We start from the raw sequence: 11017 nt of genomic DNA, 5'->3' as shown, positions 1-11017 counted from the left end.
GATCTTGGGCATGACCGCGCCGAAGGCGGAGTCGTCGATGCCCGAGCCGCGGGCCTGGACGTGCGGGCCCGCGGTGACCTTGCCCGTGGTGGAGTCGACCACCACGAAGACCGAGATGATGCCCTCGTCACCGAGGATTTTGCGGTCCTTCAGCGCGGGCTCACCCACGTCGCCGACCGAGAGGCCGTCGACGTACACGTAGCCGGCCTGGACCTTGCCGGAGATCTTGGCCTTGCCACCGACGAGGTCGACGGTCACGCCGTCCTCGGCGATGACGATCCGGTCGTGCGGCACACCGGTCAGCGCGCCCAGTTCGGCGTTGGCGCGCAGATGGCGCCACTCGCCGTGCACCGGCATCAGGTTCCGGGGGCGGCAGATGTTGTAGAAGTACAGCAGCTCACCGGCCGAGGCGTGCCCCGAGACGTGCACCTTGGCGTTGCCCTTGTGCACGACGTGGGCGCCCCAGCGGGTCAGGCCGTTGATGACGCGGTAGACCGCGTTCTCGTTGCCGGGGATCAGGGAGGACGCCAGGATCACCGTGTCGCCCTCGACGATACGGATCTGGTGGTCCCGGTTGGCCATGCGGGACAGGGCCGCCATCGGTTCGCCCTGGGAGCCGGTGCAGACGAGGACCACCTCGTGGTCGGGCAGGTCGTCCAGCGTGCGGACGTCCACGACCAGGCCCGGCGGGACCTTCAGATAGCCGAGGTCCCGGGCGATGCCCATGTTGCGGACCATGGAGCGCCCGACGAAGGCGACCCGGCGGCCGTACTCGTGGGCGGCGTCCAGGATCTGCTGGATGCGGTGGACGTGGCTGGCGAAGCTCGCCACGATGATCCGCTTGCCGGCGCCGGCGAAGACCTGGCGCAGCACTCCGGAGATGTCCCGCTCGTGCGGCGTGAAGCCGGGGACCTCGGCGTTCGTCGAGTCGGAGAGGAGGAGGTCGATGCCCTCCTGGCTCAGCCGGGCGAAGGCGTGCAGGTCGGTGAGGCGGTTGTCCAGCGGAAGCTGGTCCATCTTGAAGTCGCCGGTGTGGACCACCATGCCGGCCGGGGTGCGGATGGCGACGGCCAGCGCGTCCGGGATGGAGTGGTTGACCGCGACGAACTCGCAGTCGAAGGGGCCGATGCGCTCCCGGTTCCCCTCCGCGACCTCCAGCGTGTACGGCCGGATGCGGTGTTCCTGGAGCTTGGCCTCGATGAGCGCGAGGGTCAGCTTGGAGCCGATCAGGGGGATGTCCGGCTTCTCCCGCAGGAGATAGGGGACGCCGCCGATGTGGTCCTCGTGGCCGTGGGTGAGGACGATGCCCTCGATGTCGTCGAGGCGGTCCCGGATGGATGTGAAGTCCGGCAGGATCAGATCGATTCCGGGCTGCTCCTCCTCGGGGAAGAGCACTCCGCAGTCGACGATCAGCAGGCGTCCGCCGTACTCGAAGACCGTCATGTTGCGGCCGATCTCACCGAGACCGCCGAGCGGGGTGACGCGGAGGCCACCGTCGGCGAGCGGCGGGGGCGGCGCGAGTTCAGGATGCGGGTGACTCAAAAGACCCTCCTCACCACACGCGCCACGTACCGGTGGGCACGTGGCGCGCGTGACTTCGTGCTGAAGCAGTTGTCGTTGTGGACTGCGCAGGCACCGGTGGCCTGCGGTTTCTCGTGCGTGTTCAGTTGTGGTGCCCGGTTCCCGGATGTGGTTTCCGGGTGGATCCGGGCGGTGCGAGAGAACTCGCGAAGTCCTGTTGTCAGAGCTGTACCCCGCCGGCGGCAAGATCGATCTTGAGCTGCTCGGTCTCTTCGGACGTCAGCTCGACCATGGGCAGCCGCAGCGGCCCGCCGGGCAGGCCCTGGAGGGCGAGCGCGGCCTTGGTGGTCATGACGCCCTGGGTGCGGAACATGCCGGTGTAGACCGGCAGCAGCTTCTGGTGGATCTCGGTGGCCTTCTGGACGTCGCCGGAGGTGTACGCGTCGACGAGGGTGCGCAGCTCGGGGGTGACGAGGTGGCCGACGACCGAGACGAAGCCGACCGCGCCGACCGAGAGCAGCGGCAGGTTCAGCATGTCGTCGCCGGAGTACCAGGCGAGCCCGGAGCGGGCGATGGCCCAGCTCGCGCGGCCGAGGTCGCCCTTGGCGTCCTTGTTGGCGACGATCCTCGGGTGCTCGGCGAGGCGGACCAGGGTCTCCGTGTTGATGGGGACCCCGCTGCGGCCGGGGATGTCGTAGAGCATGACGGGCAGGCCGGTCGCGTCGGCGATCGCCGTGAAGTGCCGGTACAGGCCCTCCTGCGGGGGCTTGTTGTAGTACGGCGTGACGGTGAGCAGGCCGTGCGCGCCGGCCTGCTCGGCGGCGCGGGCCAGCTCGACGCTGTGGTGGGTGTCGTTGGTGCCGACGCCGGCCACGACGTGGGCGCGGTCTCCGACGGCGGCCACGACCGCGCGTACCAGCTCCGATTTCTCCGCATCGCTGGTGGTGGGGGACTCGCCGGTGGTGCCGTTGACGACCAGGCCGTCGTTGCCTGCGTCCACCAGGTGGGCGGCGAGCCGCTGCGCGCCGTCGAGGTCGAGTGCGCCGTCCGCCGTGAAGGGCGTGACCATGGCGGTGAGGACCCGCCCGAAGGGGGTCTGCGGAGTCGAGGTCGGAGCCATGGGTAACACGCTACTCGCTGCTCAGGCCGGGGTCTGCCCTCGGGGCGGGCGACAAGTCGTGACAAGAGTGGAGCCCGGCACTGCCTGCTCGGGGGTTCAAGCAGTGCCGGGTCCGTTCGATCAGGCTAGATAACTTCCATAAATGCCGCAATACGGACACTTCGCACGGTCGATCCGCACATCTGTGCCTGGCTGCGCCCCGGGGAAGGACGGGGGCGCGCGCCGCCGGTGCGGGCTACGGGGCCACCCGGCCGTTCGCGTTGAACGCGGCGTACGTCAGGGGCATGAGCTTCGCCCACTCGGCCTCCATCCGCTCGCCGACCATCTCGATCTCCCGCTGCGGGAAGGACGGCACCTTGGCCAGCTCGTGCTGGGTGCGCAGCCCCAGGAAGTGCATCAGCGAGCGCGCGTTGCAGGTGGCGTACATGGAGGAGAACAGCCCCACCGGCAGGACGGCCCGCGCGACCTCGCGGGCGACCCCGGCGGCCAGCATCTCCTGGTAGGAGGCGTACGCCTCGCGGTAGGTGTCCTCCATGACCCGGCCGACCAGTTCCTGCTGGGCCTGGGTGCCCTCGACGAACTCGTACTTGCCGGGCCGGCCCTGCTGGACCAGCTTGCGGGACTCGTCGGGGACGTAGAACACCGGCTGGAGCGTCCGGTAGCGGCCGGATTCCTCGTTGTAGGACCATCCGACCCGGTGCCGCATGAACTCGCGGAAGACGAAGATCGGGGCGCTGACGAAGAAGGTCATCGAGTTGTGCTCGAAGGGGCTGCCGTGCCGGTCCCGCATCAGGTAGTTGATCAGGCCCCGGGAGCGCTCGGGGTCCTTGCCCAGTTCGTCGAGGGACTGCTCGCCGATGGTCGAGACGCGGGCAGCGAAGAGCACGTCCGCGTCCGAAGCGGTGTGCTTGACCAGCTCGACGGTGACATCGCTGCGGAAGCTGGGCTTCTGGTCGTCGGCGGGGGTGTCGGTCACGGCGCGGGGGGTCCTTCCTTGCACGGCTGTCGGGCGGCGCCCACTCTACGGGGGCCGTCCCACGGGTAACGGTTCACCCACGCGCCCCATGAATTTTCCGGAAAAGGGCACCTTTCCGGTCACTCATGCGTCTGTATGAGTGAGACACGCCCGTTCGAGTCCGCGCGGGGCCGACCGACCCCCGAAGGGAGCCGTACCTCCATGTTCCGTCGACGCGAGCCCGTCCCGTTCGCCTTCGTCGCAGAGGCCGACCGGTTCCGCAGCAATGTCGCTCCCCCGCCCCGGCGGCGGGCGTCCGTCGCACAGCTGGCCGGCCGCTGGCTGCTGGGCCTGACCATCGTCGCGGGGCTCGTGGGCTCCCTGGTGCTCGGGATGCCCGCGCTGAAGACCACGGACTCCCCCACGCAGACCCAGCAGGCCTCCGACGGCCGCTGAGACCGCCGACCTCTCGGATCCCCTTCCCCTCCCGCGCCCAGCCACCCCCTTGGCCCCCCGCGGGTGGTGAGCGGCGACACGGCCGGATAGCCTCACCGGGCACAGCCCCAGCGTGGATTGAGTGAGGACCCGCCGTGCCCCTGCCCTTCCTGACGGCCGAACGCGCCTTCGACGCAGCGGACGATGTCGCGCTGCCGTTCGACGACCGCGAGCGCTGGCGGCGGCCCTACCGCCCCGGCCCCTGGCGGGTGGGGGTGGCCGCGCTGGTGCTGCTGATCGCCTCGTTCATCATGCTGTCGGCGGTGGTCATCGCGCTGACCGGCGCGCTGACCGGCGGCGCGGTCTGCCTGCTCGTGGGCGTCCTCGTCATCGCCGCGGCGCTGCGGCTGCTGCGCATGGGCGTGTGGGTGAGCGCGCGCGGACTGCGCCGGACCGGCTTCCTGGTCACCCGTACGATCCCGTGGGCCCAGGTCGTGAGCGTCCGTACCGCCCAGCAGCCGGTGCGCTGGCTCGGGCTGCCGCGGACGGTGCAGGGCCAGGCCCTGCTGCTGGTCCGCAGGGGACGCCCGCAGGAGTCCGTACCGCCGCTGCTGACCACGCACAACGCCGACTTCCTGAGCCGGATGCCGGCGTTCGACCGGGCGGCGGACACGCTGGAGGCGTGGGCGGACGAGTACCGGCAGCGCTGAGCCGGTACGCGTCGCCGGGCCGGTCCTCGTCCCGGTCTCAGGCCGCCTGGACGGGCTTGCCCCGGTGCAGGGCGATGGCGCGCTGCATCGCCTTGCGTGCCCGGGGGGTGTCGCGGGCGTCGTGGTAGGCGACGGCCAGGCGGAACCAGGTGCGCCAGTCGTCGGGGGCCGCTTCCGTCTCGGCCTTGCGCAGCGCGAAGACCTCGTCGGCCGAGTCACGGTCGATCCGTCCGCTGGGCGTGCGCCTGAGCTGGTCGACGGGCAGGCCGCCCTCGGCGTCGAGTTCGGCGGCGAGCTGGTTGGCCCGGCGGACGAACTCGGTGTTCTTCCACAGAAACCACAGACCGATCACCGGCAGGATCAGTACGGCGATCCCGAAGGTGACCGTCACGAGCGTGCCGGACTCGATGAGCAGGACGCCGCGGCTGCCGACCAGGACGAAGTAGAAGACCAGGACGGCGGCCGTGACGAGGTAGGTGATCTTCGCGCGCATGGGTCTGGGGCTCAGTTCAGGTCGAGGAAGTGCTCCAGGCCGAAGGTCAGGCCCGGAGTGGTCACCACGCGGCGCACGCCGAGCAGGATGCCCGGCATGAAGCTGCTGTGGTGGAGCGAGTCGTGGCGGACGGTGAGCGTCTCGCCCTCGCCGCCCAGCAGGACCTCCTGGTGGGCGAGGAGCCCGCGCAGCCGCACGGCGTGCACGGGGACACCGTCGACGTCCGCGCCGCGGGCGCCGTCCAGGGCGGTGGCCGTGGCGTCCGGCGCCGGGGCGGTGCCGGCCTCGGCGCGGGCCGCGGCGATGAGTTGGGCGGTGCGCGTGGCCGTGCCGCTGGGGGCGTCCACCTTGCCCGGGTGGTGCAGCTCGATGACCTCGACGGACTCGAAGTAGGGCGCCGCGATCTGGGCGAACTTCATGGTGAGCACGGCCCCGATGGAGAAGTTCGGGGCGATGAGCACACCGGTCTCCGGGGACCGGTCGAGCCGGCCGCGCAGCCGCGCGAGGCGGTCGTCGGTCCAGCCGGTGGTGCCGACGACGGCGTGGATGCCGTGGTCCACGCAGAAGTCGAGGTTGTCCATCACCGAGTCGGGGGTGGTCAGCTCGACGGCGACCTGGGCGCCGCTCTCGGTGAGCGTCTCCAGCTTGTCCCCGCGGCCGAGGGCGGCGACCAGCTCCATGTCCTCGGCGGCCTCGACGGCCCGTACGGCCTCGGAACCGATCCGGCCCCCGGCACCGAGGACCGCCACGCGCAGCTTGCTCATCTCTTGCTTCCTTTGACCGAAGGGGTGCGGCAACCGGGCGTCAGGCGACCGCGTCGTGCAGGCGGGCGGCCTGCTTGTCCTTGAGCGGGCCGATGACCGACAGGGACGGGCGCTGTCCCAGGATGTCGCGGGCGACCTCGCGGACCTCCTCGGGGGTGACCGCGGCCATCCTGGCCAGCATGTCGTCGACGGAGAGGTGCTCGCCCCAGCACAGCTCGCTCTTGCCGATGCGGTTCATCAGCGCGCCGGTGTCCTCGAGGCCGAGGACGGTGGAGCCCCGGAGCTGGCCGATGGCGCGGTCGATCTCGTCGTCGGACAGGCCGTGCTCGGCGACGTGGTCGAGCTCGTCGCGGCAGATGCGCAGCACGTCGTGCACCTGGCTGGGCCGGCAGCCGGCGTAGACGCCGAAGAGGCCGCAGTCGGCGAAGCCCGAGGTGTAGGAGTACACGCTGTAGGCCAGGCCGCGCTTCTCGCGGACCTCCTGGAAGAGGCGGGAGGACATGCCGCCGCCGAGGGCGGTGTTGAGGACGCCGAGGGCCCAGCGGCGCTCGTCGGTGCGGGCCAGGCCCGGCATGCCGAGCACCACGTGGGCCTGTTCCGTCTTCCTGTTCTGGAGTGCGACGCGGCCCGCGGTGCGCAGCGCGCGGCGGCCGTCGCGCGGGGCGATCGGCTCGGCCCCGGTGTTCGCGAGGGCGCCGGCCTTCTCGAAGGCGGCGCGGACCTGGCGTACGACCTTGGCGTGGTCGACGTTGCCGGCGCAGGCGACCACGAGGTGGGTCGGGTCGTAGTGCTTCTTGTAGAAGCGGCGGATGCGGTCGGCGGTGAGGGCGTTGACCGTGTCGACGGTGCCGAGGACCGGGCGGCCCAGCGGGTTGTCGCCGAACATGGTGTGCGCGAACAGGTCGTGCACGCAGTCGCCGGGGTCGTCCTCGGTCATGGCGATCTCTTCGAGGATGGCGCCGCGTTCGACGTCGACGTCCTCCTCGCGGATCAGCGAACCGGTGAGCATGTCGCAGACCACGTCGATGGCGAGCGGCAGGTCGGTGTCGAGCACGCGTGCGTAGTAGCACGTGTACTCCTTCGCCGTGAACGCGTTCATCTCGCCGCCGACGGCGTCGAGGGCGGCGGAGATGTCCAGGGCGGAGCGGCGGTCGGTGCCCTTGAAGAGCAGGTGCTCCAGGTAGTGGGTGGCGCCGTTCAGCGAGGGGGTCTCGTCGCGGGAGCCGACGTGCGCCCAGATGCCGAAGGTGGCCGAGCGCACGGAGGGCAGGGTCTCGGTGACGACGCGCAGGCCGCCGGGGAGGGTGGTCCTGCGGACGGTGCCGATGCCGGCGGTGCCCTTGATCAGGGTTTGGGTACGGGCGACGGCCCGCGCCTCCGAGGAGGTGCGGGCCGTCGCCTTGAAGCCACGGGACGTCACTTGGCGGCGTCGTCCTTCTGCTCCGAGCCCGCGGCGGAGCCGCTGTCGGACGCGGTCTCTTCGCCCTCGATCACGGGGATCAGGGAGAGCTTGCCGCGGGAGTCGATCTCGGCGATCTCGACCTGGACCTTCTGGCCCACGCCGAGGACGTCCTCGACGTTCTCCACGCGCTTGCCGCCGGCCAGCTTGCGGATCTGCGAGATGTGCAGCAGTCCGTCCTTGCCGGGCATCAGCGAGACGAAGGCGCCGAAGGTGGTCGTCTTCACGACCGTGCCCAGGTAGCGCTCGCCGACCTCGGGCATCGTCGGGTTGGCGATGCTGTTGATCGTGGTGCGGGCGGCCTCGGCGGCCGGGCCGTCGGCGGCACCGATGTAGATGGTGCCGTCGTCCTCGATGGTGATCTCGGCGCCGGTGTCCTCCTGGATCTGGTTGATCATCTTGCCCTTGGGGCCGATGACCTCGCCGATCTTGTCGACCGGGATCTTCACGGTGATGATCCGCGGCGCGTTGGGGGACATCTCGTCCGGCGTGTCGATCGCTTCCATCATCACGTCGAGGATGTGGAGGCGCGCGTCACGGGCCTGCTTGAGGGCGGCGGCCAGGACGGAGGCCGGGATGCCGTCCAGCTTGGTGTCGAGCTGGAGGGCGGTGACGAACTCCTTGGTGCCGGCGACCTTGAAGTCCATGTCGCCGAAGGCGTCCTCCGCACCGAGGATGTCGGTGAGGGTGACGTAGTGCGTCTCGCCCTCGATCTCCTGGGAGATCAGGCCCATGGCGATGCCGGCGACCGGGGCCTTGAGGGGCACACCGGCGTTCAGCAGGGACATGGTGGAGGCGCAGACCGAGCCCATGGACGTCGAGCCGTTGGAGCCGAGGGCCTCGGACACCTGGCGGATCGCGTAGGGGAACTCCTCGCGGGTGGGCAGCACCGGCACGAGCGCGCGCTCGGCGAGGGCGCCGTGGCCGATCTCGCGGCGCTTGGGCGAGCCCACGCGGCCGGTCTCACCGGTGGAGTACGGCGGGAAGTTGTAGTTGTGCATGTAGCGCTTGCGGGTCACCGGGGAGAGGGTGTCCAGCTGCTGCTCCATGCGGAGCATGTTGAGGGTGGTGACGCCCAGGATCTGGGTCTCGCCACGCTCGAACAGCGCGGAGCCGTGCACCCGCGGGATGGCCTCGACCTCGGCGGCCAGCGTACGGATGTCCGTGACGCCGCGGCCGTCGATGCGCTTCTTCTCCTTGATGACGCGCTCGCGGACCAGGGTCTTGGTCAGCGAGCGGTACGCGGCGGAGATCTCCTTCTCGCGGCCCTCGAACTCGGGCAGCAGCTTCTCGGCGGCCAGACCCTTGACGCGGTCCAGCTCGGCCTCGCGCTCCTGCTTGCCGGCGATGGTGAGCGCCTGGGCCAGCTCGGGGCGGACCGCGGCGGTCAGCGCCTCCAGGACGTCGTCCTGGTAGTCGAGGAAGATCGGGAACTCGCCGGTCGGCTTGGCGGCCTTGGCGGCGAGGTCGGACTGGGCCTTGCACAGCACCTTGATGAAGGGCTTCGCGGCCTCGAGACCGGCGGCGACGACCTCCTCGGTGGGGGCCTCGGAGCCGCCCTTGACCAGCTGGATGGTCTTCTCGGTGGCCTCGGCCTCGACCATCATGATCGCGACGTCGCCGTCCTCCAGGACACGGCCGGCGACGACCATGTCGAAGACGGCGTCCTCCAGCTCGGTGTGGGTCGGGAACGCGACCCACTGGCCGTTGATCAGCGCGACGCGGACGCCGCCGATCGGGCCGGAGAAGGGCAGACCGGCCAGCTGCGTGGACGCGGAGGCGGCGTTGATCGCCACGACGTCGTACAGGTGGTCGGGGTTGAGCGCCATGACGGTGCAGACGACCTGGATCTCGTTGCGCAGGCCCTTGCGGAAGGACGGGCGCAGCGGGCGGTCGATCAGGCGGCAGGTGAGGATCGCGTCCTCGGAGGGGCGGCCCTCCCGGCGGAAGAAGCTGCCGGGGATCTTGCCGGCCGCGTACATCCGCTCCTCGACGTCCACCGTGAGGGGGAAGAAGTCGAGCTGGTCCTTGGGGTTCTTCGAGGCGGTGGTGGCCGACAGCACCATGGTGTCGTCGTCCAGGTACGCCACGGCGGAACCGGCGGCCTGCTTGGCCAGGCGGCCCGTCTCGAAGCGGATGGTGCGGGTGCCGAAGGAACCGTTGTCGATGACGGCTTCGGCGTAGTGGGTCTCGTTCTCCACCAGCGTTTTCTCCGTTTACTTGTCGTCTTTCGTCCCACTCCGCCCGTGTGGCGGGGGGACGGTGGCGGAGAAGCGCTCCGTCTGGTGCGGGCCGGTCTTCGATCGAAGCTCCCGGGGCTCGTACGCCCGGGGGCCACTACCGAGGACCGGCGGCGGCGGGATGCGCTCCTCCTCGTTGCGTGTTTCGTACTGTCTGGTACGTACCGTCTCGTGCTGGTACGTACCGTCTGTGCCGCGGTCCGTGTGCTGCGGCCCGCGTCGTGCTACCACACTACAAAGCGTGAGTGACACTCCGCACGTTTCCGCACGTACGGCAAAGGGAGCGGTCCCCGATCCTCACCGGGAACCGCTCCCTTCACGGCGTCCTACTTGGCGCCCGCCGCACCGCGGCGGATGCCGAGGCGGTCGACCAGCGCACGGAAGCGCTGGATGTCCTTCTTCGCCAGGTACTGCAGCAGCCGGCGGCGCTGACCGACCAGGATCAGCAGGCCACGACGGGAGTGGTGGTCGTGCTTGTGGGTCTTGAGGTGCTCGGTCAGGTCGGAGATCCGACGGGACAGCAGAGCGACCTGGACCTCGGGGGAGCCGGTGTCGCCCTCCTTGGTACCGAACTCGGAGATGATCTGCTTCTTCGTGGCGGCGTCGAGCGACACGCGTACTCCTCATGGTCTGTGAGCGGCCACCGAGTGCCCCAGGTCTGTGTCTCCGGGGAGCTTCCGTTACTCGGGAGGCGGGGTCCGCTGGGCGCGGTCTCCAGGGCCTGTGCAGGGATGCCTGCGGCGGCGCCGGGGGTGCGTACACAAACGGCCGTCACTCAGGTTACCAGGCGGCGGAGGCCGTCCCTCCCCGGGTTCGCGGAGCGTCCCGCGGCGCGCGCCCGCGGCCACTAGGGTGAGTCGCTGGCACCGTAGGGCTACGTCGGAAGGGGTCGCCGCGAGATGGCGGAGACGGCAGCGGAGATCAAGGCACGCAAGGAGCGCGAGCGCGACGAACTGTACGCGCTCGACATCTCGGGCGTGGAGTGGCATTGCGCACCGGGTACGGAGGAGCACGAGGAGCGCGTGGAGATCGCCTATCTTCCCGACGGCGCGGTGGCCATGCGGTCCTCCCTCGACCACGGCACCGTGCTGCGCTACACGGAGGCGGAGTGGCGGGCGTTCGTGCTGGGTGCCCGGGACGGCGAGTTCGACCTGGAGCCGACCGAGCGCAACGGCGGCCTCGACGCGCAGTGAGGAGCCGTCGCGCACCCCGTGCGGGTGACGGGCGGTGAACGGCTGACGGGCGGCACGCGTGCGCGTGCCGCCCGTCAGCCGTTCACCGCCCGCGGGGCACCGCCTCGGTGCCCGGAGCCGCGGTGGC

11 protein-coding genes (1 of these 11 cut by a window edge) are annotated in these 11017 nt (G+C 70.5%); 3 read left to right on the top strand and 8 right to left on the bottom strand.

Annotated features, from left to right (window positions below):
* The 3 genes from A8713_RS23515 to thyX all read right to left on the bottom strand — a co-directional run.
* Positions 1-1542, bottom strand: partial view of a ribonuclease J gene (locus A8713_RS23515; protein ID WP_064535576.1) — the 5' portion only. 144 nt of this gene lie to the left of the window's left edge; 1542 of the gene's 1686 nt are visible here — the first part of the coding sequence; the start codon lies at positions 1540-1542; the stop codon falls past the left edge of the window.
* Between the two features lie 199 nt (positions 1543-1741).
* Positions 1742-2641: a 4-hydroxy-tetrahydrodipicolinate synthase gene (gene dapA / locus A8713_RS23510; protein WP_064535575.1), complete on the bottom strand. Its 900-nt coding sequence runs from the start codon at positions 2639-2641 to the stop codon at positions 1742-1744.
* A 235-nt stretch (positions 2642-2876) separates the two neighbouring features.
* On the bottom strand, positions 2877-3617 hold the full coding sequence (gene thyX, locus A8713_RS23505) for an FAD-dependent thymidylate synthase (protein WP_064535574.1): 741 nt from the start codon (positions 3615-3617) through the stop codon (positions 2877-2879).
* Between the two features lie 201 nt (positions 3618-3818).
* Between thyX and A8713_RS23500 the strand changes: the two genes are divergently transcribed.
* Positions 3819-4052, top strand: a complete 234-nt coding sequence (locus A8713_RS23500; protein ID WP_064535573.1) for a hypothetical protein — start codon at positions 3819-3821, stop codon at positions 4050-4052.
* Positions 4053-4186: 134 nt separating this feature from the next.
* Positions 4187-4741 (top strand): hypothetical protein, encoded by a 555-nt coding sequence (locus A8713_RS23495; RefSeq protein WP_064535572.1) that lies wholly within the window; start codon positions 4187-4189, stop codon positions 4739-4741.
* Positions 4742-4778: 37 nt separating this feature from the next.
* On the opposite strand, the gene A8713_RS23490 is transcribed toward A8713_RS23495, so the two are convergent.
* The 5 genes from A8713_RS23490 to rpsO all read right to left on the bottom strand — a co-directional run bounded on the left by A8713_RS23490 (position 4779) and on the right by rpsO (position 10311).
* Complete coding sequence (locus A8713_RS23490; protein WP_018569358.1) at positions 4779-5234, bottom strand: hypothetical protein; 456 nt, start codon at positions 5232-5234, stop codon at positions 4779-4781.
* Positions 5235-5245: 11 nt separating this feature from the next.
* The gene (gene dapB, locus A8713_RS23485) at positions 5246-5998 is read right to left on the bottom strand and encodes a 4-hydroxy-tetrahydrodipicolinate reductase (RefSeq protein WP_064535571.1); all 753 of its coding nucleotides are present in this window, start codon (positions 5996-5998) and stop codon (positions 5246-5248) included.
* A gap of 40 nt (positions 5999-6038) precedes the next feature.
* Positions 6039-7418: a M16 family metallopeptidase gene (locus A8713_RS23480; RefSeq protein WP_064535570.1), complete on the bottom strand. Its 1380-nt coding sequence runs from the start codon at positions 7416-7418 to the stop codon at positions 6039-6041.
* Complete coding sequence (locus A8713_RS23475) at positions 7415-9658, bottom strand: polyribonucleotide nucleotidyltransferase (RefSeq protein ID WP_064535569.1); 2244 nt, start codon at positions 9656-9658, stop codon at positions 7415-7417. The genes A8713_RS23480 and A8713_RS23475 overlap by 4 nt, the downstream gene beginning before the upstream one ends.
* A gap of 365 nt (positions 9659-10023) precedes the next feature.
* Positions 10024-10311 (bottom strand): 30S ribosomal protein S15, encoded by a 288-nt coding sequence (gene rpsO / locus A8713_RS23470; protein ID WP_004982702.1) that lies wholly within the window; start codon positions 10309-10311, stop codon positions 10024-10026.
* Positions 10312-10596: 285 nt separating this feature from the next.
* Between rpsO and A8713_RS23465 the strand changes: the two genes are divergently transcribed.
* Positions 10597-10890, top strand: coding sequence for a DUF397 domain-containing protein (locus A8713_RS23465; RefSeq protein WP_064535568.1), 294 nt, complete (start codon positions 10597-10599; stop codon positions 10888-10890).
* The last annotated feature ends 127 nt before the right edge of the window (positions 10891-11017 follow it).

The organism is Streptomyces sp. SAT1, from assembly GCF_001654495.1.
GTDB classification, from domain to species: Bacteria; Actinomycetota; Actinomycetes; order Streptomycetales; family Streptomycetaceae; genus Streptomyces; species Streptomyces andamanensis.
This window is presented reverse-complemented; position numbering and strand designations above follow the sequence as displayed.